This is a genomic window from Proteus penneri, assembly GCF_022369495.1.
Taxonomy (GTDB): Bacteria; Pseudomonadota; Gammaproteobacteria; order Enterobacterales; family Enterobacteriaceae; genus Proteus; species Proteus penneri.
The window spans coordinates 3,461,156-3,484,310 of record NZ_CP059690.1; the positions used below are offsets into that span (position 1 = coordinate 3,461,156).

Consider the following 23,155-nt stretch of genomic DNA (forward strand, 5'->3'; position numbering starts at 1 on the left):
GGGACTGGAGCATATGCAACTGAATTCCACTGAAATCAGCGAACTGATCAAGCAGCGCATTGCTCAGTTCAATGTAGTGAGTGAAGCTCACAATGAAGGTACGATTGTATCCGTTAGTGACGGTATCATTCGTATCCACGGTTTAGCCGAAGTTATGCAGGGTGAGATGATCGCACTGCCGGGTAACCGTTTCGCTATCGCACTGAACTTAGAGCGCGACTCTGTTGGTGCGGTTGTGATGGGTCCTTATGCTGACTTAGCAGAAGGCATGAAAGTTAAATGTACAGGTCGTATTCTGGAAGTACCTGTTGGGCGTGGTCTGCTTGGCCGAGTGGTAAATACACTGGGTGAGCCGATTGATGGTAAAGGTGCAGTAGAGCATGATGGATTCTCACCTGTTGAGATGATTGCTCCTGGTGTTATCGACCGTCAATCAGTTGATCAGCCTGTACAAACAGGTTACAAATCCGTCGATGCCATGATCCCAATCGGTCGTGGTCAGCGTGAATTGATTATCGGTGACCGTCAAACAGGTAAAACTGCTCTGGCTGTCGATGCGATCATCAATCAACGCGACTCTGGCATTAAATGTATTTATGTCGCTATCGGTCAGAAAGCCTCTACTATTTCGAACGTTGTTCGTAAATTAGAAGAACATGGCGCGTTAGAAAACACCATTGTTGTTGTTGCTTCTGCATCAGAATCAGCAGCACTGCAATACCTCGCTCCTTATTCAGGTTGCGCAATGGGTGAATACTTCCGTGACCGTGGTGAAGATGCCCTGATTATTTATGATGACCTGTCTAAACAGGCTGTCGCATACCGTCAAATTTCACTGTTACTTCGTCGTCCACCTGGACGTGAAGCATACCCTGGTGACGTTTTCTATCTGCACTCCCGTTTACTAGAGCGTGCTGCTCGTGTTAATGCTGAGTACGTAGAAGCTTTCACTAATGGTGAAGTTAAAGGTAAAACCGGCTCTCTGACTGCGTTACCAATTATCGAAACGCAAGCAGGGGACGTTTCTGCATTCGTTCCTACGAACGTAATCTCTATTACCGATGGTCAGATCTTCTTAGAATCTAACCTGTTTAACGCAGGTATCCGTCCAGCTGTTAACCCAGGGATCTCCGTATCTCGTGTTGGTGGTGCAGCTCAGACTAAGATTATGAAGAAACTTTCTGGTGGTATCCGTACTGCTCTTGCGCAGTATCGTGAGCTGGCAGCATTCTCACAGTTCGCTTCCGATCTGGACGATGCTACCCGTAAACAGCTGAACCACGGTCAGAAAGTGACTGAATTGCTGAAACAGAAACAGTACGAACCTATGTCTGTCGCACAACAGTCTTTATCACTGTTTGCAGCAGAACGTGGTTATCTGGAAGATGTTGAAATTTCAAAAGTTGTGCCATTTGAAGCGGCTTTATTAGCTTATGCCTCTCGTGAACATGCTGATTTATTGAAAGAAATCAACCAGACTGGTACTTATAACGAAGAAATCGAAGCGAAGCTGAAAGGCGTGCTAGAAAACTTCAAAGCGACTCAGTCCTGGTAATAACTATTCGGCCTAATAGTTAAACATTAGGCCGTCTGGTTCATGAGGAGAAGCAGAAATGGCCGGCGCAAAAGAGATACGTTCGAAGATCGCCAGTGTGCAAAACACACAGAAGATCACTAAAGCGATGGAGATGGTCGCCGCGTCGAAAATGCGTAAAACGCAGGAACGCATGGCAGCCAGCCGTCCTTATGCAGAAACCATGCGCAGTGTGATTGGTCACCTTGCGTTAGGGAATCTGGAATACAAACATCCATACCTCGAAGAGCGTGAAGTTAAACGTGTCGGGTACCTGGTTGTTTCGACCGACCGTGGTTTGTGTGGTGGTTTGAACATTAACTTGTTCAAAAAACTGCTGGCAGACATGAAAGAGTGGTCTGAAAAAGGTGTGCAGGTAGATTTAGCGCTAATCGGTTCTAAAGCCGCTTCATTCTTTGGCTCAGTAGGCGGGAATGTTGTTGGTCAAGTAACGGGTATGGGTGATGATCCAAAACTGTCAGACCTTATCGGTCCAGTCAATATCATGTTGCAGGCTTATGACGAAGGTCGTTTAGATAAACTGTATGTGGTGGCAAATAAGTTCATCAATACCATGGCTCAAGAGCCTAAAATTCTTCAGGTTTTACCATTACCACCAGGTGATGATGAAGAGCTGAAAGAAAAATCTTGGGATTATCTGTACGAACCTGATCCTAAGGCGTTACTGGATACTTTACTGCGTCGTTATATCGAATCGCAGGTTTATCAGAGCGTCGTAGAGAACTTAGCGAGTGAGCAGGCCGCCCGAATGGTTGCGATGAAAGCCGCTACAGATAACGGTGGTAACCTGATTAAAGAACTGCAATTGGTGTACAACAAAGCACGCCAAGCAAGCATTACTCAGGAACTTACAGAAATTGTGTCTGGTGCAGCCGCGGTATAACAGCTAGGTTTACGAATTACGTAGAGGATTCAAGATGGCTACTGGAAAGATTGTCCAGGTAATCGGCGCCGTAGTGGACGCCGAATTCCCTCAGGATAGCGTCCCTAAAGTATACGACGCTCTTGAGGTTATGAATGGTAAAGAAAAACTGGTGCTGGAAGTTCAGCAACAGTTAGGCGGTGGTATCGTTCGTTGTATCGCAATGGGTACATCAGACGGTTTAAGCCGTGGCTTAAAAGTTGAAGATTTAGGCCACCCAATTGAAGTACCAGTAGGTAAAGCAACACTGGGACGTATCATGAACGTTCTGGGTACACCTATTGATATGAAAGGTGATATTGCAACTGAAGAACGTTGGTCTATTCACCGTGAAGCACCAACCTACGAAGAGTTATCAAACTCACAAGAACTGCTTGAAACCGGTATCAAAGTAATGGACTTAATCTGTCCGTTTGCTAAAGGTGGTAAAGTAGGTCTGTTCGGTGGTGCGGGTGTGGGTAAAACAGTTAACATGATGGAATTGATCCGTAATATCGCGATCGAGCACTCAGGTTACTCTGTATTTGCTGGTGTTGGTGAGCGTACTCGTGAGGGTAACGACTTCTATCATGAAATGACAGATTCTAACGTTCTTGACAAAGTATCGTTAGTTTATGGTCAGATGAATGAGCCACCAGGAAACCGTCTGCGTGTAGCACTGACTGGTCTGACTATGGCTGAAAAATTCCGTGATGAAGGCCGTGACGTACTGTTATTCGTCGATAACATTTATCGTTACACCTTAGCCGGTACAGAAGTATCAGCACTGTTAGGTCGTATGCCATCAGCGGTAGGTTACCAGCCAACATTGGCTGAAGAGATGGGTGTTCTGCAAGAACGTATCACTTCAACCAAAACAGGTTCAATCACCTCTGTACAGGCTGTATATGTACCTGCGGATGACTTAACTGACCCATCACCAGCAACAACGTTTGCTCACTTAGATGCGACAGTTGTACTGAGCCGTCAAATTGCTTCATTAGGTATCTACCCTGCGGTTGACCCACTGGATTCAACCAGTCGTCAGTTAGACCCACTGGTAGTTGGCCAAGAGCACTATGATGTCGCTCGTGGTGTTCAGTCTATCCTGCAACGTTATCAGGAACTGAAAGACATCATCGCTATCTTAGGTATGGATGAACTGTCAGAAGAAGATAAACTGGTTGTTGCGCGTGCGCGTAAGATCCAGCGCTTCCTATCTCAGCCATTCTTCGTTGCTGAAGTATTTACCGGTTCACCAGGTAAGTTCGTTTCCCTGAAAGACACTATCCGTGGCTTTAAAGGTATTCTGAACGGTGATTATGACCACCTGCCAGAGCAGGCGTTCTACATGGTTGGTACTATCGAAGAAGCAGTAGAAAAAGCTAAGAAGCTTTAATACGGCTGACGGGAGGTTGATATGGCCGATACATCGTTCCACCTGAAAGTTGTCAGCGCTGAAAAGCAGTTATATGACGGCGAAGTCAAACGAATTCAGGTAACTGGTAGCGAAGGTGAGCTCGGTATTTATCCGCAGCATACCCCGTTATTAACTGCCATAAAACCGGGCATGGTACGTGTCGTAAAAACATCGGGCGAAGAAGAGGTTATCTACCTTTCAGGTGGTATTCTCGAAGTTCAGCCGACTGGCGTCATTGTACTGGCAGATACAGCTATCCGTGGTCGTGATTTGGATGAAGCGAAAGCGTTGGAATCTAAGCGTAAAGCTGAAGAACACATTCAATCCTCTCATGGTGATGTTGATTATGCTCAAGCATCAGCAGAATTAGCCAAGGCGATTGCAAAACTACGTGTAATCGAACTGACTCGACGTTGATGTAAATAGGCAGTCTATGAATAAAAAAGCCAGTTGGTCTTCGCTAACTGGCTTTTTTGCGTCATGAAATATTTTGTGTGACGAAATATGTAGTATTATTTGGCATAAACAGGTTTACTTGCCATTCTTTACGGGAGTTATCGGGTTAATTATGTCTAATTCAGCTAAAAGCGTTGTTATTCTTGCTGCGGGAAAAGGCACTCGCATGTATTCACAGTTACCTAAAGTTCTTCATAAACTTGCGGGTAAATCCATGGTTCAACATGTGATTGATACTGCAAAGTCATTAGGTGCTCAACAAACACACCTTGTCTATGGGCATGGTGGTGAACTAATGAAAGAAAAATTAGGCTCACAACCTGTTAATTGGGTACTACAAGCAGAGCAACTAGGAACAGGTCACGCAATGCAACAAGCCGCGCCTTTCTTTGCTGATGATGAAGATATCCTGATGCTTTATGGTGATGTTCCACTTATTACCAAAGAAACGTTAGAGCGTTTAATTGACGTCAAACCAGAAGGCGGTATTGGTTTATTAACGGTTATTTTAGATAACCCAACTGGCTATGGTCGTATTGTTCGTGAAAATGGCGAAGTGACAGGCATTATCGAACAAAAAGATGCTTCTGAAGAACAACTCAAAATTACTGAAATCAATACCGGTATTTTAGTCGCCAATGGTGGTGATTTAAAACGTTGGTTAGGTAAACTCGATAATAATAATGCACAAAAAGAGTATTACATTACTGACATTATCGCGTTAGCGCATAAAGAAGGTCGTAAAATTGAAACGGCTCATCCTCGTCGCCATAGTGAAATGGAAGGTGTCAATAACCGTCTACAACTGGCTGCATTAGAGCGTATTTACCAAACAGAACAAGCAGAGCGCTTATTATTAGAAGGTGTTATGTTGCTTGATCCTGCTCGCTTTGATTTACGTGGCACATTAACTCATGGTAAAGATGTGGTGATTGATACCAACGTTATCATTGAAGGTAATGTGACATTGGGAAATAACGTTGAAATTGGTACAGGTTGTGTTCTAAAAAACTGTGTAATTGGTGATAATTCTATTATTAGTCCATATACGGTGATCGAGGATGCAAATTTAGCACAAGCGTGTACGGTTGGCCCATTTGCACGTCTTCGCCCAGGTAGTGAATTAGCGGATAAAGCTCACGTTGGTAACTTTGTTGAGATGAAAAAAGCCAGCTTAGGTGTTGGCTCTAAAGCAGGTCATCTGACTTACTTAGGCGATACAGAAGTGGGAGCTAACGTTAATATCGGCGCAGGTACTATTACTTGTAACTACGATGGCGCGAATAAATTTAAAACCATTATTGGTGATGACGTCTTTATTGGTTCAGATACCCAATTAGTGGCACCCGTTACTGTTGCTAATGGTGCAACCATTGGTGCAGGAACAACACTCACTAAAAACGTGAATGAAAACGAATTAGTGATCAGCCGAGTTAAGCAAACTCATATCACTGGATGGAAACGTCCAGTGAAGAAAAAACAATAATTTTAAGAGAAGGGCGTATATTTAATTAGCGCCCTTTTCTTGTACGCTATTATTCTAAAAACAAAAAATATCCCCACTTTCTACAATGGCTTGGGGAATAAACCAATCAGGTATAAGACATCCAAGTGCGAATAAACGCACAGTTTTAGGAATAACACAATGTGTGGAATAGTAGGTGCAGTTGCACAACGCGATATCGCTGAAATCTTAATTGAAGGCTTACGTCGTTTAGAATACCGCGGTTATGATTCTGCGGGTTTAGCGGTTGTGGATAATGACTGTAAAATGACACGTCTACGTGAAGCTGGCAAAGTACAAATGCTGGCTGAAGAGGCAGAAAAAACACAAGTGATTGGTGGTACAGGTATTGCTCATACACGTTGGGCAACACATGGTGAACCTTGTGAAGATAATGCGCATCCTCATGTATCGGGTACAATTGCGGTTGTACATAATGGCATTATCGAAAACTACCAAGAACTGAAAGCAGAATTAATTAAAAAAGGGTATCAGTTTGCATCTCAAACAGATACCGAAGTGATTGCTCACTTGGTAAACTGGGAACAGCGCCAAGGCGGTACGTTACGTGAAGTTGTACAACGCGTTATTCCTCAATTACGTGGTGCTTACGGTACTGTAATTATGGATAGCCGTACTCCAGAGTTATTAATCGCAGCTCGCTCTGGTAGTCCGCTGGTGGTTGGTCTTGGTGTGGGTGAAAATTTCCTTGCTTCTGACCAATTGGCATTATTGCCAGTGACTCGTCGCTTTATCTACCTTGAAGAAGGGGATATTGTTGAAATCACACGCCGTCATGTTCATATTTTCGATGTGAATGGCAATGAAGTTAATCGTGATACGATTGAATCTAACGTTCAATATGATGCGGGTGATAAAGGTGTTTATCGTCACTACATGCAAAAAGAGATCTACGAACAGCCTCTGGCGATTAAAAACACCCTTGAAGGTCGTTTAAAATCAGATTCGATTGATCTCAGTGAATTAGGCCCTAAAGCTGAAGAGATCTTATCTAAAGTTGAACATATTCAAATAGTAGCTTGTGGAACGTCTTATAATGCGGGGATGGTTTCTCGCTACTGGTTTGAGTCTTTAGCGGGTATTCCTTGTGATGTCGAAATTGCATCAGAATATCGCTACCGTAAACCGGCAACTCGCCGTAATAGCTTATTAATCACATTATCCCAATCGGGTGAAACAGCGGATACATTAGCGGCTCTGCGTTTATCTAAAGAGTTAGGTTATTTATCTTCTTTAGCTATTTGTAATGTGGCTGGCTCTTCTTTGGTTCGTGAGTCTGAATTTGTTTTAATGACTAAAGCTGGCGCTGAAATTGGCGTTGCATCAACCAAAGCATTTACAACACAGTTAACTGTTCTATTAATGCTGGTGGCATATATGGGACGAATTAAAGGTGTTGCAACACTAGAGCACGATGTTTCAACGGCATTACACGCATTACCAAGCCGTATTGAAAGCATGTTATCGAAAGATAAGGTGATTGAAGCGTTAGCTGAAGATTTCTCAGAAAAAAGCCATGCTTTATTCTTAGGTCGTGGCGATCAATACCCAATTGCGGTAGAAGGTGCATTAAAGCTAAAAGAGATCTCTTATATTCATGCAGAAGCTTATGCTGCGGGTGAATTAAAACATGGTCCATTAGCATTAATTGATGCGGATATGCCGGTTATCATTATTGCGCCAAATAACGAATTATTAGAGAAATTAAAATCTAATATCGAAGAAGTACGCGCTCGTGGTGGTTTACTGTATGTGTTTGCTGATCAAGACGCAGGCTTTGAAGAAAACGAAACGATGAAGTTAATTTCTTTACCGCATGTTGAAGAACTGATCGCACCGATTTTCTATACCGTACCATTACAGTTGTTGTCTTATCATGTTGCCTTAATTAAAGGTACCGACGTAGACCAACCTCGTAACTTAGCTAAATCAGTGACTGTTGAGTAATATTATTTGATAGTCAATTGCTAATGTAGAAGAGTCATTAAAGTCTCATAATAAAATGGTGGCGATAACATTGTTACGCTACCATTTTTAAATCTAACATACTCCAAAATGTCTGTGGAAAAGAATCTGGTAGTTGTTGAACAGAGCAATGAGAACGTATTCATCGTTCAACTCTAGAAATCAGAGAAAAACCTATTTTTTACGATTTTGATTTTTAGCTTTTTTGGGGCTAGTACCATTAGACCACCATGCTGGAGTTGTCGTTGGTGGCTTACCTAAGATATCTTTCAATATGGCAACTAAATCGTAAGACACTAAGCCATCTATATGCTCATGCAGACTAGGAGCAATATTATTTCGTAGAGCATCCAAGACAAAGTCTATACCATTAGTTCGTGCTAACTTTGCCGCTGGTACAAAGTCACTATCTCCAGCAAAAAGAACAATTTTATCTACGAGTTTTTTCTGTGCAATACTGGTAATATCAACGCCAAGTTTAATATCCACTCCCTTTTGACGTATACTATAATAGAAGTCATTATTTGTTAGTTCTTCAAATTTACGATTACCTTTTAAAACATCGTTGAGAGCTCGATCAGATAGTTTCCATTGCTTGTCATGTTTGATGGTACCTAGGCGGAGAGCAAATTTTCTCTGTTTTTTAACTTCTGCTAAAATCTCGTTACGATGAATTGTTTCTGGTTGTTTAGAGAAATCTAAAACCCTATGTTTTGTTTCTCCCTGATTAACTAGAGGGTAATGAACTTTTATGTCTAATGGTGGTGAATCGTAGTAAAATACACGATATAGATGCTGATAAGTGCTTTTATTACCGTCGTTGATATGTCGCCTAATGCAACTATTTAAAACTTGCACAATTTGTTTAGGTGTTAATTCAGGTTCAGAAGGGAAGTAATGGCGTTTGAAAAAATTTAGGCGTTTTAGAAAGAAAGAGGCGTCTACTAGTACAGCAACTTTTATGTTCATAAAATTATTTATTAGCCCAGATATAAAAAACCCGCGGGTGGGGCAAGGTTGTTAACAAATGAACCAAGCGTTGCCGCGGGTGCTATATGATCAATCTTAGTTATTTTATCTGTGATGTCAACAAAAAGTGAACAAAGCAGCAAGCTCTTAATAATACTTTCTTTCATCTTATACTAATGTTTTAACGCTTTAAATTTAACGTATTTTGTCTATAGCCATCTATGTTTCATTGTATGGTCATGTAGTGATCAATCATTTTTAAATAACTACTATTTGTGCATTATTCATACTCATAATATATTTGAAAAAATATTAAAATCTACGTTACGACAACAAAAATATTCTAAACTTTGCTATGTTTTCCTATAACGTAATTATTAAAATATATTATAGGAATAAATATTTCCTGATGATAGATAATATACTAAATTGAAACTTGTTTATTACTACCTATACACTTTTAATAAAGTGAAGAAAATAGATTTTATATTAGATAAATATATCATTAACTATAAACCTATCGATGAAAATTCAAATAACTTTAATTATGTTATTGTTTTAATGTAAAGATTTAAGTCTAAAACCTAGATTTGAACTTTATGATAGATCTACTCGTTATTAGCCACTTAAAAAATTATAAATCAAATTTAAATTTTCATAAAACTTTCATCATTGTCGCTTAATATCTAGTCAATCATCATAATTTGGCGTGGTAAGCGATATGTTACAGTTCACTACAAACTCACAAAATGGCTCAATGCCACATATTCGTGTAGAAAATATTCAAAAAAGATTTAATCAGTTTATTGCTCTAGATGGTGTTTCTTTAGATATTCAACAAGGCGAGTTAGTTTGCCTATTAGGGCCTTCTGGATGTGGCAAAACCACATTATTACGCTGTATTGCCGGATTAGAAACGCAAGATCACGGTAATATCTTTAATTACGATAACAACATCTCACACCTTCCACCACAAGCCCGTGATTATGGGATCTTATTTCAGTCATATGCATTATTTCCTAACCTGACGGTACAGCAGAATATTGCTTATGGTTTAGCTGGTCAGCCTCGTAATGTGATTAAAAATCGCGTTAATGAAATGCTTGAGCTCGTTGGTTTACAAGACCGAAAGAAAAAATACCCAGGAGAATTATCTGGCGGTCAACAACAGCGTGTGGCGCTCGCTCGTGCTTTGGCACCAGCCCCTTCTTTACTCTTACTGGATGAGCCGATGTCGGCATTAGATGCACAAGTGCGAGAACATTTGTGTGTTGAACTACGTAATTTACAGCAAAGCTTAAATATTACTACATTAATGGTCACTCATAATCAAGATGAAGCCATGCTGATGGCCGATAGGATAGCCGTTATGAATAACGGTAAGGTTGAACAGTATGGCAGTAGTGAAGAGATTTACAACCATCCACAAACGCCATTTGTTGCGGAGTTTGTAGGAAAAGGCAACTGGTTACCTTTCAATAGAAATCAGCATGGTGAGGCGATGATTGGCTCACGAGAAGTCCAATTAAAACATGCTGCGATAGCTCATAACCAAGGGCGTCTCTTTTGTCGACCTGAATCAATTGAAATTAATCCGATACAAAACAAACATAATCAATACGACGCCAATGTACAAAATGTGGTGTTTTTGGGGAGTCGTTGCATTATGAAGTTTGAATTAGACCATTTGCCGGGGCATTTATTACAAGCAGAGGTATCTGCTGCTGAGCTACATCGTATTCAAAACGGTAAAGTAAAAGTGACCTTACCAGCTAACGAACTACACATATTTGCGTAAGGTGGCTAGATAATGTCAGTGATAGTACCTACCAAATCTATTAATCGTTTAGATAGTTTTTTTGTTGCTGGTGGTAAGCTATTTATTATTTGCTTACTTACACTTGGCGTTTTATTGCCTTTATTAGCCATTTTCTGGCGTGGTTTTAGTCCTGATATATCACAAGGCGGTGGTTTTCAGGCTGCTATAAACTTGTTCACTAGTGCTCATTTTCTGTGGTTAGTTGGTAATAGTATTAGCGTTTCGCTAAGTGTTGCTGTTATTACGGTGCCACTGGCTTACCTGTTTGCTTATGCTTTACATCGCACCTTGATCCCCTTCAAATCATGGTGGCGTGGAATATCACTATTACCCTTACTTGCTCCCTCTATGCTACCAGGCATTGCATTGGTCTATCTATTTGGTAATCAAGGGCTATTACGTAGCTTACTTCCAGATAGTATTTATGGTTATTGGGGGTTAGTGTTTGGCGAGGTGATCTACACTTTTCCCCATGCACTTATGATCTTACTCTCCGCGTTATCTATGTCTGATGCTCGTTTATTTGATGCTGCATCTAGCTTGGGCGCTTCTTCTTGGCGCACTTTTCGTAGTGTCACTTGGTCATCGAGCAGACACGGGATCTTCGCAGCACTGTGTTTGGTATTTACGTTAACTATTACTGACTTTGGTATTCCGGTTGTAGTAGGAGGAGATTATCAAGTACTGGCGTTAGAAGCCTATAAAGCAGTACTTGGTCAGCAACAATTTGGTCGCGGTGCCTTAATTGGTATGTTGTTATTATTGCCTGCATTGTTGACCTTCAGTGTCGATGTTTGGTTACGTAAACGCCAACGTGATGCAATGAGTTCGCGCGCTCAACTCTATTTACCAAAAGCTAATTTTCAGCGTGACACGCTTTATCTAATATTTGTGATGCTGATCTGTGCACTATTTTTACTGGTATTTGGTACGGCGGTTTACTCCTCATTTATTCAGTTCTGGCCTTATAACTTATCGTTTTCGTTACGTCACTATAACTTTGAAGGATTACCCGGTGGTTGGTTAGCTTATACCAACAGTATTATTTTGGCATTTTTCACCGCGACTATCGGCAGTTTGCTGATCTTTATGGGGGCTTACTTAATAGAAAAAACCGCTTCCCACTCTTGGCTTAACAATTTGCTACGTATGCTAAGTTTTGTACCGATGGCCGTTCCCGGGTTAGTGTTGGGATTAGGGTATGTATTTTTCTTTAATTTGCCAAATAATCCACTTAACTTTTTATACGGCAGTATGACGTTATTAGTGTTGTGCTCCATTGCACACTTTTTCACTACCGCCTATATGACGGCAAATACTGCACTGCGCCAGTTAGATAAAGAATTTGAGGCGGCTTCATTATCATTAAAAGCACCTTTATATCGTCACTTTTGGCGGATCACCATTCCTCTTTGCTTACCTGCATTATTAGATATTTATCGTTATCTATTTGTTTCTGCTATGACAACCGTTTCCGCAGCGATCTTCCTTTATAGTCCAGACACTATTTTAGCCGCGGTTGCGGTATTGAATATGGATGATGCAGGCAATATTGGTGGCGCGGCGGCTATGTCGACATTGATTTTAACCACCTCTGCAGGGGTATCGATATTGTTATCTATTGCTTCCAAAGGTGTTATTCGGCGTACACAAGCATGGCATCAGCGTGAAGCTAAGCCATAAATTTAAAGATCCAATACTCTCACATAGCAATACTAGGAAAATCGCATGATGTTAAAAAAACTGATACTTGCCACCAGCTTATTATTCTCTGCGGGGACGGTCTTTGCGGCGACTGAAATTACGGTATACACCGCAATAGAAAGTGAACAATTACAAGATTATAAACAAGCATTTGAGGCTAAATATCCTGATATAAAAATAAAATGGGTAAGAGATTCAACTGGTATTATCACCGCTAAATTATTAGCAGAAAAAGATCGTCCTCAAGCTGATATTGTGTGGGGATTAGCCGCATCAAGTTTAGCGATATTAAAAGCGCAAAATATGCTTGAGCCTTATGCTCCGGCGCAATTAGATAATATTGATGTGAAATTTCGTGATAGCAATAATCCACCAACTTGGGTTGGTATGGATGTATGGGCGGCAACCATTTGCTACAACACCATAGAAGCAAAAAAATTAGGGTTATCTAAACCTGCTTCTTGGCAAGATCTTACTAAGCCAGAGTACAAGGGCAAAATCGTGATGCCAAATCCGGCATCATCAGGAACTGGATTTTTAGATGTCAGTGCTTGGTTACAACTATTTGGTGAACAAGATGGATGGGCATATATGGATAAGTTGCATCAGAATATTGGTCAATATGTTCATTCTGGCTCTAAGCCCTGCAAAATGGCCGCATCGGGTGAATACCCGATAGGCATATCTTTTGAATATCCGGCGATCCAATTGAAACGACAAGGGGCACCACTGGAAATCATATTACCGCAAGAAGGATTAGGTTGGGATATTGAAGCAACAGCCATCATCAAAGGCACTAATAAGCTAGATGCAGCACAAAAATTGGCTGATTTCTCCACCACAGAGGAAGCCATGAAACTTTACAGTGCTAATTTTGCCGTATTAGCCAATACCAATGTGCCAGTAAGCCAAACAGAATTACCTAGCGATTATGCCCAACGTTTAATAAAAAATGATTTTATTTGGGCCGCTGAAAAACGCGACACCATCTTAAACGAATGGCGTAAGCGCTATGACGGCAAGAGTGCAAAATAATTATTTTTACTTCATTCATTAATGGATAGGGCGCGGTGCGCTCTATCTTGTTTAGGGTGTCATATGAAATTTGATATTGCTATTATTGGTGCGGGTATTATTGGTTTATCTCATGCGTATGCTGCGGCTCAGCGAGGTTTACGAGTTGCTATTTTTGAGCGTAGTTACACGCCTGTGGGAGCTTCTGTACGTAATTTCGGCCACGGATTAATTTTGGGTCAAGCGCCGGGTAAAATGCTAGATTTAGCGAAAAATAGCCGTGAGATTTGGGCAAATATGGCCAAACAAGCTAAGTTTTTAGCTCGTCAAAAAGGGACTTACCTCTTAGCGCGTACGCAGTCTGAACAAGCTGTTCTTGAAGCCTTTGTCGATGGTCGAGCTAAAACCTATGGCTATGATTGTGAATTACTTTCTAAACCACAATTAGCGACGGTTTATGGTGGACAATTACAACACCATCGCGCGGCGTTGCATGGCAAAGAAGATCAGGTGCTGTTTTCACGAGAAGCCATTCCACAGTTGGCGGCTTATCTAGACAGTTTAGCTAATGTGAATAGCTATTTTTCAACATTAGTACGGGATATTGATATCGATACAGGAACATTGATCACCAGCAATGGAACATTTTGTGCAGAGAAAATAGTTGTCTGCTCAGGGCACGATTACCAAACATTGCTGGCTGATGAAATAAAAAAACTTGATCCGATAGTTTGTCGCTTGCAGATGTTGCGAGTGACCCCAGAGCAAAATATGGGATTGGAGCATGCGCTCATGACAGGGTTAAGTTGCACTCACTATGGGGCATTTGCTGATTTACCTGAAGCGCAGGCTTTAGCGAAAGAAATTAAAGCGCAATCACCATTACTTGAGCAGTATGGTATTCATTTATTAATTACCCCGACCCCTTATGGCGATCTTATTATTGGTGATTCACACGAATATAGCTTAGATGCACAGCCTTTTAACAGTGAAGAGGTTGATAACCTCTTGATTGAGTTAGCTGAGCACACATTAGGTTGCTCGGTCCAAGTAAAAGAGCGTTGGCAGGGGGTCTATGGGGCAAAAGGAAAAGAGCCGATTTCGATTTTAACGCCGAGTGAAAAAGTCACCGCAGTATTGATGCGCACGGGGTTAGGAATGAGTGTCGGGCCCGGTTTAGGTGAGCAAAACATCCGTCAAATTTTTGATTAGCTCCTTTTGGGAATATAAAGAGATTGTTTGATCCTAACGATCATTTTACGAATCGACGCAAAAGAGATGTTTATTATTTACACATCTCTTTTGAAATAACATATTCATTTGGTGTAACAGTAGATGACTTATAACATCTATAATAGCCTTTAGAGGTTAAATCGAGACCGATATAAATTGAAAAGAAAAAGCTAAATAATATCCATTATACAGGTTCTATTTTAACCATAACTAATTTTTACCCACTGAGAAAAATGAACTTGGAAGCTAAGAAAAGTCAGATATAAAAAGAATATTAATTAATAAAAAACAAAATATAGAAATATAAAAAATTTTGAGTGTTATTTTTATATGAAAGAAAACTTAGAAATTTTCTTATATTTGCTTTAAAAGAAAAAATTATCACAGAAGAGGTCTGTGTAAGTAAAGCTAGATTTAATGTCAATTGATTTATATTATCTATCTACTAATTACGCCCATTAATCCTTTATTGGGCGTTGGTATTAGATAATAGTTACGGCTTTTGATTATTAGCGAGTCGCTGATTAATATCTTCTATCACCGCGGGTAAATCGGCAAGGGTATCAATAATATAATGAGCACCTGCGGTACGGAGTTTATTTTCTGCAATACGCTTACGGCTTTCTATTTCTGCTTGTTCCATTGTTTGGTATTGTTCAAAGGTGGCACCAAACTCATTGCCTGAAACAGATAACCCGACAGTCCACATACCCGCATTTAGCCCTTCGGCAATACCCGTTACCGCATCATCGACTTTAACGCAGTGTGCTACAGACATCACGCCAAGTTCAATCACATTCTTTAATGCCATCCACGGGCCAGGGCGAGAGCCGGCGGCAATTTCATCGCTAGCAACCACACAATCAGGCTGATAACCATATTTAGCGGCTTCGGGTACTAATACATCCATCACGGCTTTAGGATAACCAGAGCAAGAGCCGATTTTAATCCCTTGCGCTTTAATGGTGGTGATTGCCTCAAGTGCTCCCTCTATCGGTTTAGCAAAATGTACCACTTGTGCAATTTGTAAAGGCATAAAGGTGTGATAGATATGCTGTGCATCTTCTTCACTTGGCTCGTTACCAAATTGCGCGATCCAGCGAGTGTGAATATTAGGCTGGTTAAGTAAAGTACGAATATGATCGATTTTACCCATTCCCATAGGGCCACGAGCTTCTGATAAACTTATTTTAAAGTTAAAGGCTTGAGCAAAAGCATCGACAAAAATTTGAGTGGGTGCAAAAGAGCCAAAATCTACCACGGTACCAGCCCAATCTAAAATCACTGCTTCAACTGATTTATTCATATGTTTAGACCTACTATGTGAAATCACTAAAAATGGCGAATGGGGAGAACGTAGAACATTCAACCTTAAAAAATGCGTCATTGTGATGTCAATTTTAGAGGGGATTTATGACATAGGTATGTCATAACAATAAATACGATAGTGAAAGTGGCTTAGTTCTCAAAGTCATATACGAAAAAAAGTAAATAAAACTAATATAAAAAACGATATTAAGATCATAATGTAACGCATAAAAAGAGAGTGATTGTTTTTTATTAATCAATAAACTTTATTAGATAAGATAAAATATCTTTTATTATCATGAATATTTTATATTGTATGATAATTTTATTACCGAGTTTTATCGTGTTATTCTTTTTTAAAATAAAATTGATAATAAATATTTTTATTTTAATAAGAGAGCAATTTTTCTTAATTTAGTCTGTTTGAAGGTTATTTTATTGTTATTATTGTTTTTTTGATAAGAAATAGTTTGGTTTTATTTTTGTTTTTAGGTTTTATCAAAAAATAAATAAAATTTATTTAAAATAAGTCTCTCTAAAAATAAGATAAAACAGTAAAAAGTATTTTATCTTTAACCTCTTTTTTATTTTTTAATGATCACATTATATTTAGATTATTTTATCTATTCCTATCATGTTACTTCTAGCAGATCTTATTCTATTTAATTAATTGTTATTATGATTTTAAAAAATGGATGCAATAATATTAAATATATGTAAGGTTTAATGTGATGTTATTGATAAATAAATCCACATTTTATTTTAATGCTAATGCTTTTTATCAAGCATTTTATTGCAGTTGATAAAGGCTATCTTGATTTAAATATCTAGCTAAAAAGACAAATTATAATTACAAGAGGTAAATCAAATGCAAAACACAATTAATTCACAATACGGTGAAATGGTTGATTTTTTGAAAGAATTAGTGAACACAGAAAGTGGCTCTTATGATAAAGAAGGGGTTGATGCAGTCGCTGATCTTTTAATTCAACGTTATGAAAAACTAGGTTTTGTTGTTGAAGTATTTGAAAATGACAAACTAGGAAATAACTACCGCTTAGTTCATAAAGATGCCACTGATCCGCAAATCTTCATTGCGGCACATTTAGATACCGTCTTCCCTAAAGGAACTGTGGCAGCGCGTCCATTTAGTATCGAAGGTAGTCGTGCTTATGGCCCCGGCGTTATTGATATGAAAGCGAGCCATGTTCTGACTTATTACGCTATTAATGCACTTATACAATCAGGCAATAATGCTTATAAGAATGTTGAAATTTTTCTAAATTGTGATGAAGAAATTGGCTCAAAAACTTCTCGTGGCCTGATTGAACAGTATGCCAAGAATAAATCTTATGCCTTAGTGATGGAGCCCGCTCGTGCCAATGGAGCGATTGTTAGTGCGCGTCGAGGTGTGGGAACTTATGAACTTTTAATTGAAGGTAAAGCATCTCACTCTGGTATTGCACCAGAAGCTGGAATTAGTGCCATTCAAGAGCTTTCATACAAAATTCAGGCACTACATGCGCTTTCTCGTCACGATGAAGGGCTTTCTATTAATGTTGGTCTGATTTCTGGTGGTACATCAGTCAATACCGTTGCACCTAATGCTCGTGCTGAGATTGACGTTCGTATTTCAACCGATGAACAAGGTGTTGAAATTGATAAGCTTGTAAGAGAAGTATGCAGTAAACCTATATTAGAAGGGATTAAGCTAACACTTAATGGCGGTATCAATCGCCCTCCAATGGTTAAAACACCTGAAAGTGGTGCATTAATTGACATCATCAAAGAGCAAGCCCGTCTGCTTGATTTTGATATTGAAGATATTTCAACTGGTGGTGGTTCTGATGCTTCTTTTACCGCCGGAGTTGGCACGCCAAGTGTAGATGGCTTAGGCCCTATCGGTGGTTATCAACATAGTGATAAAGAGTATCTCGATTTACCGTCATTGACCGAAAGAACGGTGCTATTTGCCAATATTTTAAAGCGCTTGTCTCAATAAGGTGAATGTATGGATAAGAATAAAAAAATAAAATGGGCTATGCCTGATGCTTTTATTATTATTTTTGGCATCGTTATCTTAGCCGCTATTGCGACTTATTTAATCCCCGCAGGAACTTATGAACGTGAAACAGTTAATGGGCTAAATCGTGTTGTACCAGGTAGTTTTGGTTATGTTGATCAAAATCCAGCCTCATTAATGGATATTTTCTATGCTATCCCTGTGGGATTAAAGCAGTCAGCAAGTATTATTTTTCTGATCTTTATGATTGGTGGTGCGATTGCTATTTATGATAGAACACGCGCTATTGATTCAGGGATTAATGCATTAATTGTCAAAACAAAAGGTAATTACCAAGCACTGATTATTACCGTTGCATTTATATTTGGAATGCTTTCATCATTAGGATTGGCCGCAAACGCAGTTATTGCTTTTATTCCAATAGGAATAGCCCTTTCGCGTTCGATGAAATTAGATGCCATAACGGGGGTTGCTGTTGTTTACCTCGGATATTATGCAGGAAATGCTGTCGGCGTTTTAGATCCTACTATTTTAGGTACAGCACAAACGTTAGCTGAAGTACCTTTATTTTCAGGTGTAATTTTTAGAATTGTATTATTCTCAGTTCTGATTATAGTCACTATTGCTTATATTGTTTGGTATGCAAGACGTATCGCTAATAATCCAACCAAAAGCTATATGTATGGACTAGCAACTGATGATCCTGATTATGATGCCCATAAAGATCAAACAATGGACGGCAATTTCTCTTTAATGCAGAAATTGAGTCTAGTGGTTTTTATTGCATTTATTGGATTGTTTTTATACGGAGCATTTGAATATAAGTGGGGAATTGAGCACTTATCTGCCATCTTTATTATGATGAGTATTGTCGTTGCTGCGATGTTTAAAATTGCGCCTAATGACTACATTAAAACCTTTATGAAGGGTGCTCAATCCTTAGTTTATGGTGCATTAGTCGTCGGTATTGCAAGAGCCGTGATTGTTATTTTAGATGAAGGACGTGTGCTGGATTCTATTGTTCAAGCCACATTAGTTCCATTACAGCAAACTTCTCATTTTTGGGGAGCTCAGTTACTTTATTTCTTTAATTTATTATTCAATTTATTAGTAACATCAGGAACTGGACAAGCTTCTATTGTGATGCCAATCATGGTACCTATCTTAGATATCTTGGATCTAACTCGCCAAACAGGTGTTTTGATCCTTAAATTAGGTGATGGATTTACTAACATTATTACACCAACATCTGGCGTATTAATGGCTGTATTGGCAGTAGGTAAAGTGCCTTGGACTCGTTGGGTTAAATTTGTTTTTCCTATTTTAATGATTTGGGTAGTGATAGGTATGGCTGCGATTGGTATTGCAACAGCAATTAATTATGGTCCAGTCTGATTTATAAGATAATTATAAAACCACCCATTTTACGGGTGGTTTTATGTGTTTGGCTAAAGCCTTAATAAAACGCTGTCTGTAAACTGAATACAGGCAGAGGAAAATAGCACTCTCGGAGAGAAATAATACGATTAAAACAACACTACAGTCAGAACCAAACTAAATAAGAAAATGACTAGTTGTAAGACTTAAATAGAGATTGGTTACCTGATTTATCAAAGGCGATAACTTGGTAAGGCTCTTTGTAATCCCCCGCATACATACCTAAACTTCCCGCGGGCATTCCTGCTACCGCAATACCGGATTTAGATTTATTCACTAAGTCGATATTTTTTAAGCTATCAACTGGAATATGTCCGACTAAATCTTTACCTTGATAAGTCGCAAAGTGGCAACTTAATAAATTATTTGGTACACCTGCTTGTTGATATTTTTTCATTAATTGTGTTTCTGAAACAATATTCACTTTGACGTTAAAGCCAGCTTCTTTCACACCATCAGCCCATAAAGTACAGCATCCGCAACTTTCTGTTTTATAAACATCAACAACATTATGATTAGAAGCATACGCTGTACTTGTAAAAGCAGAGATTGCAATGATAGAAGGCAGTAATAATTTTTTCATTGTTCATTCCTTTCATTAAGTTGATAGACGAAACAATAATCTTTCCCCCTACGGGAAGGTCAATTTAATTAAGGTATAAACACGTAGAGTTTTGTAAAAGAATATTTATAGAAAACAAAGGTATAAAGAATACTTTGTGTATCTTTCTTTCTGTTTTTATAGAGGATATTACTGGATATAAAAAGAAAAATAAAAAGCTAATATATTGAAATATATTAGCTTTTTAAATAATCAGGATGTTTAATGTAAAGATAAATTATTTGATAATGGTAATTTGTTTTACATCGATCTCAGTACTTGTCCACTCTTTATCAACTTTACCTTCAATTCTGACGGTATTATCTGGGGTAACTGTTTGTCCGCGCCATCTTTTATTATCAATATCTACATTGATACCACCGGTGCTATCTTCAAAAACATACAGCTCATCACCAATTTTTTTGGTAATTTTGCCCGTTAAGATAACCCAAGTATCATCAGAAAGATCTTTGGCTTTTACAACGGTGGTTTCGCTAATTGAAGGGCCTTTAAATCCCCCTTGATCTGCACTTGATTGGATAGTGCCTTGAGGAGAAACAAAGCCACCATTATTATGAGAGGTTGTATTGGCTTGAGATGCAAAAGCCAACGTACTACCAATTAATAATACTAGAATTTTTTTCATAACAAACTCACTTATAGGTTAATAATTCAACTAATTAATGTATTAGATTTTATTTCACTTTCATGTATAAAACCGCATATTAAGGTAAATTTCAGTATTAATATATCAACTGATTGATATTACTCTTAAAATTATAGTTCTTTATTTTTCTTTGTGTTTTTTATTGATATAAGCATCTATCACTAAATACTTCTTTTCTCTAAGTTAAATCCACTGGTTATTTCCCATTAGGATCAGTGTAGGCTGTTATTCAAAAATATACCCTGCAAGATCATTGTTTTTAGATGTATTACCTCTTATCATCCAGCGCCTTCAAATTTTTTTTAATTTTCCCCTATTATTTTTAGAGGTTTTATGACTAACGAACGCATTGCCAATCCGGGTCCATTAGGTTTAATGGGTTTTGGTATGACAACGATTTTGTTGAATATACATAATGCTGGTTTTTTCCCAGTAGTCTCCGTCATTATGAGTATGGGAATTTTTTATGGTGGGATCGCTCAAGTTATTGCTGGTATTTTTGAGTTCAAAAAAGGCAATACTTTTGGTGCAACCGCATTTACCTCTTATGGTTTCTTTTGGGTAACATTGGTAGGAATTTGGTTATTACCCGTGATGGGCTTAAGTGAGCCAACAACACCTCTCTTTTTGGGCGTATTTTTAGCGTTATGGGGAATTTTTACCTTTTTCATGTTTATTGGCACCTTAAAAGCTAATCGAGCACTCCAATTTGTTTTTTTAAGCCTGACTATTTTATTTGCTTTGCTGGCAATCGGAAATATCACAGGTAATGCTCTAATTTTAAAAATTGCAGGTTTTGAAGGTATTATTTGTGGTACCAGTGCTTTTTATCTGGCAATGGCTGAAGTATTAAATGAGATGTATGGCAGAACAATACTGCCAATTGGTCATAAATAATCGTTTTATAGAGAAGTGGCTATTTAGCCACTTCTACTACTTGGCTTTTACGACGAATTAGCTTTCTTGCGCACCATGCATAAAGTAATCCTGCAACCACACCTGCAATATGTGACTCAGTCGATACACCTAATTGACCTGGAATTAACCCATAGGCCATTGATCCATAATAAAATAAAACGAAAAGGGCAATGACAATATCGATAATTTTACGTCGAGTAAAAGCGTGAGCAATCAATAAAGACCATAATCCAAAGATCCATCCACTTGCACCAACGTGAATAGCACTTCGTCCAAAAATCCAAACTAATAAACCACTTACGATAATAATAAATATGCTGGATAACACATATTCTCGTAGAGATTGTGTCATAGATAAAAAGCTAAGAATAAGAAATGGGAGTAGATTACTAAATAGATGAGACCAAGATCCATGAATGAAAGGCGCGATAAAAATACCCATTAAACCTTCACCCGTTCTTGGAATAATACCCCATTGAAGAAGAGATATGGAAAAGAGTGAGTTAATAAGTTGAAGTAAGACTAATATGATAGTTAACCCGCCAAGAAAGGTGAGTCTTTTTTTAAACCAAACTTTATCCATAATGGTAGCCTTAATAATGTGATGACGCTGATAAAACGCTATAAATAGAAGAGCCCTTAATAAAAAAGAAGAAGGCTCTTTTTTATTTATCAGTCTAATAAATTAAGGCAAGCAGCTCCACGAGCGCCACCTGCATCACCATGACGAGCTTTTTCTATTAATGGAATTTGTGCATTTCCGTAAACACAGTGTGAGAGATATTCAGGTAATAGCTCATACAGTGCGTTAAATTGTGATAGTCCACCACCAATAACAATTAAATGAGGGTCAAGTACCGTAAGAATATTGCTAAGGTAAATCGCAAGTACTTTCATATAGCGATCGACATGCTCTTGAGTCTTTTTATCGCCCGCATAATATTGCTCAACAATATCAACCGCTCTTTGTGGCGCATCATTGAAGGCTTTATACATACGTTCAAAACCACGGCCTGATAAATAGGTTTCAAAACAGGCTTTTTTGCCACAACCACAAATAATTTTTGGCATCGTTTCGCCGATCACGTTATCTGCATCCACATTCAGATTCATATGACCGATTTCTCCAGCAATCCCATTCTTGCCAGACAAGACTTTACCATCAATAACAAAACCGCCCCCCACGCCAGTTCCTAATATGAGACCTAGTACAGAAGGGTAATGACGAAATTCAGGATCCCAAGCTTCCGATAAGGCAAAACAGTTAGCATCATTTTCAACTTTAACGGGTCTATTGAGTATATGCGAGAGATCGTGAACCATAGGCTTGTATTTGGCTGCTGGAACATTAGTCGTAAATACGGTTCCTTCTTTAGCATTCACAATACCAGGAATACCAACCCCCACCTTTCCCTTATAACCTAATTCATTGTCAGCTTCTAAAGTCAGTTCTTTAAAAACATTCAATAATGCTTGATAGTCGTTTTTAGGTGTTGGAACACGTTTCTGCCATACTTGAGTGAGATCTTTATCAAAAACGGCAAGCTCAATTTTGGTGCCGCCCATATCAAAACCATAATACATATCAGTCTCTTAATTAT

At 38.8% G+C, this 23,155-nt stretch carries 20 protein-coding genes; 13 read left to right on the forward strand and 7 right to left on the reverse strand.

Annotated elements, in window-relative coordinates:
• Positions 1 to 13 precede the first annotated feature (13 nt).
• The 6 genes from atpA to glmS all read left to right on the forward strand — a co-directional run bounded on the left by atpA (position 14) and on the right by glmS (position 7,843).
• Positions 14 to 1,555: a F0F1 ATP synthase subunit alpha gene (gene atpA, locus H1225_RS15510; protein WP_006534343.1), complete on the forward strand. Its 1,542-nt coding sequence runs from the start codon at positions 14 to 16 to the stop codon at positions 1,553 to 1,555.
• A gap of 58 nt (positions 1,556 to 1,613) precedes the next feature.
• Entirely contained in the window at positions 1,614 to 2,477 is an 864-nt protein-coding gene (gene atpG, locus H1225_RS15515) for a F0F1 ATP synthase subunit gamma (RefSeq protein ID WP_006534342.1), read from the forward strand.
• Between the two features lie 34 nt (positions 2,478 to 2,511).
• A complete protein-coding gene (gene atpD / locus H1225_RS15520) occupies positions 2,512 to 3,894 on the forward strand; it encodes a F0F1 ATP synthase subunit beta (RefSeq protein WP_006534341.1) in 1,383 nt (460 codons plus the stop codon).
• A gap of 21 nt (positions 3,895 to 3,915) precedes the next feature.
• On the forward strand, positions 3,916 to 4,332 hold the full coding sequence (locus tag H1225_RS15525) for a F0F1 ATP synthase subunit epsilon (RefSeq protein ID WP_006534340.1): 417 nt from the start codon (positions 3,916 to 3,918) through the stop codon (positions 4,330 to 4,332).
• A gap of 151 nt (positions 4,333 to 4,483) precedes the next feature.
• Positions 4,484 to 5,857: a bifunctional UDP-N-acetylglucosamine diphosphorylase/glucosamine-1-phosphate N-acetyltransferase GlmU gene (gene glmU, locus H1225_RS15530; RefSeq protein ID WP_072065227.1), complete on the forward strand. Its 1,374-nt coding sequence runs from the start codon at positions 4,484 to 4,486 to the stop codon at positions 5,855 to 5,857.
• A 159-nt stretch (positions 5,858 to 6,016) separates the two neighbouring features.
• A complete protein-coding gene (gene glmS, locus H1225_RS15535) occupies positions 6,017 to 7,843 on the forward strand; it encodes a glutamine--fructose-6-phosphate transaminase (isomerizing) (protein ID WP_072065226.1) in 1,827 nt (608 codons plus the stop codon).
• 192 nt (positions 7,844 to 8,035) lie between these two features.
• Here the strand turns inward: glmS and H1225_RS15540 are convergent, their stop codons facing one another.
• Positions 8,036 to 8,830, reverse strand: a complete 795-nt coding sequence (locus H1225_RS15540) for an NYN domain-containing protein (RefSeq protein ID WP_006534336.1) — start codon at positions 8,828 to 8,830, stop codon at positions 8,036 to 8,038.
• A gap of 721 nt (positions 8,831 to 9,551) precedes the next feature.
• On the opposite strand from H1225_RS15540, the gene H1225_RS15545 reads away from it, so the two are divergent.
• The 4 genes from H1225_RS15545 (at position 9,552) to H1225_RS15560 (ending at position 14,579) form a co-directional block, all read left to right on the forward strand.
• Positions 9,552 to 10,628: a putative 2-aminoethylphosphonate ABC transporter ATP-binding protein gene (locus H1225_RS15545; protein ID WP_109848222.1), complete on the forward strand. Its 1,077-nt coding sequence runs from the start codon at positions 9,552 to 9,554 to the stop codon at positions 10,626 to 10,628.
• A 12-nt stretch (positions 10,629 to 10,640) separates the two neighbouring features.
• Complete coding sequence (locus H1225_RS15550) at positions 10,641 to 12,332, forward strand: putative 2-aminoethylphosphonate ABC transporter permease subunit (RefSeq protein WP_006534333.1); 1,692 nt, start codon at positions 10,641 to 10,643, stop codon at positions 12,330 to 12,332.
• 45 nt (positions 12,333 to 12,377) lie between these two features.
• On the forward strand, positions 12,378 to 13,388 hold the full coding sequence (locus H1225_RS15555; protein ID WP_198813341.1) for a putative 2-aminoethylphosphonate ABC transporter substrate-binding protein: 1,011 nt from the start codon (positions 12,378 to 12,380) through the stop codon (positions 13,386 to 13,388).
• A gap of 63 nt (positions 13,389 to 13,451) precedes the next feature.
• Positions 13,452 to 14,579: a TIGR03364 family FAD-dependent oxidoreductase gene (locus tag H1225_RS15560; RefSeq protein ID WP_161706958.1), complete on the forward strand. Its 1,128-nt coding sequence runs from the start codon at positions 13,452 to 13,454 to the stop codon at positions 14,577 to 14,579.
• 73 nt (positions 14,580 to 14,652) lie between these two features.
• Here H1225_RS15560 and H1225_RS18355 read toward each other — a convergent pair whose 3' ends face one another.
• Entirely contained in the window at positions 14,653 to 14,781 is a 129-nt protein-coding gene (locus H1225_RS18355; RefSeq protein ID WP_082147399.1) for a DUF1240 domain-containing protein, read from the reverse strand.
• Positions 14,782 to 15,093: 312 nt separating this feature from the next.
• Entirely contained in the window at positions 15,094 to 15,906 is an 813-nt protein-coding gene (gene phnX, locus H1225_RS15565; RefSeq protein ID WP_072065223.1) for a phosphonoacetaldehyde hydrolase, read from the reverse strand.
• A gap of 870 nt (positions 15,907 to 16,776) precedes the next feature.
• Between phnX and H1225_RS15570 the strand changes: the two genes are divergently transcribed.
• Together H1225_RS15570 and H1225_RS15575 are read left to right on the forward strand one after the other, a co-directional pair.
• Positions 16,777 to 17,910, forward strand: a complete 1,134-nt coding sequence (locus H1225_RS15570) for a M20 family metallopeptidase (protein WP_109848224.1) — start codon at positions 16,777 to 16,779, stop codon at positions 17,908 to 17,910.
• 9 nt (positions 17,911 to 17,919) lie between these two features.
• Positions 17,920 to 19,326 carry a YfcC family protein gene (locus tag H1225_RS15575; protein WP_109848225.1) on the forward strand — a complete coding sequence of 469 codons (1,407 nt, stop codon included), beginning with the start codon at positions 17,920 to 17,922 and terminating at the stop codon, positions 19,324 to 19,326.
• Between the two features lie 175 nt (positions 19,327 to 19,501).
• Here H1225_RS15575 and H1225_RS15580 read toward each other — a convergent pair whose 3' ends face one another.
• Both H1225_RS15580 and H1225_RS15585 read right to left on the reverse strand, forming a co-directional pair.
• Positions 19,502 to 19,951, reverse strand: a complete 450-nt coding sequence (locus H1225_RS15580; protein ID WP_109848226.1) for a DUF411 domain-containing protein — start codon at positions 19,949 to 19,951, stop codon at positions 19,502 to 19,504.
• A gap of 256 nt (positions 19,952 to 20,207) precedes the next feature.
• Positions 20,208 to 20,615 (reverse strand): YgiW/YdeI family stress tolerance OB fold protein, encoded by a 408-nt coding sequence (locus tag H1225_RS15585; protein WP_072065221.1) that lies wholly within the window; start codon positions 20,613 to 20,615, stop codon positions 20,208 to 20,210.
• Positions 20,616 to 20,969: 354 nt separating this feature from the next.
• Here H1225_RS15585 and satP point away from each other — a divergent pair, with 354 nt between their 5' ends.
• Positions 20,970 to 21,533, forward strand: coding sequence for an acetate uptake transporter (gene satP, locus H1225_RS15590; protein WP_109848227.1), 564 nt, complete (start codon positions 20,970 to 20,972; stop codon positions 21,531 to 21,533).
• A gap of 19 nt (positions 21,534 to 21,552) precedes the next feature.
• On the opposite strand, the gene H1225_RS15595 is transcribed toward satP, so the two are convergent.
• Entirely contained in the window at positions 21,553 to 22,137 is a 585-nt protein-coding gene (locus H1225_RS15595; RefSeq protein ID WP_109848228.1) for a rhomboid family intramembrane serine protease, read from the reverse strand.
• 89 nt (positions 22,138 to 22,226) lie between these two features.
• Positions 22,227 to 23,138, reverse strand: a complete 912-nt coding sequence (nagK, locus tag H1225_RS15600; protein ID WP_072065218.1) for an N-acetylglucosamine kinase — start codon at positions 23,136 to 23,138, stop codon at positions 22,227 to 22,229.
• Positions 23,139 to 23,155 lie beyond the last annotated feature (17 nt).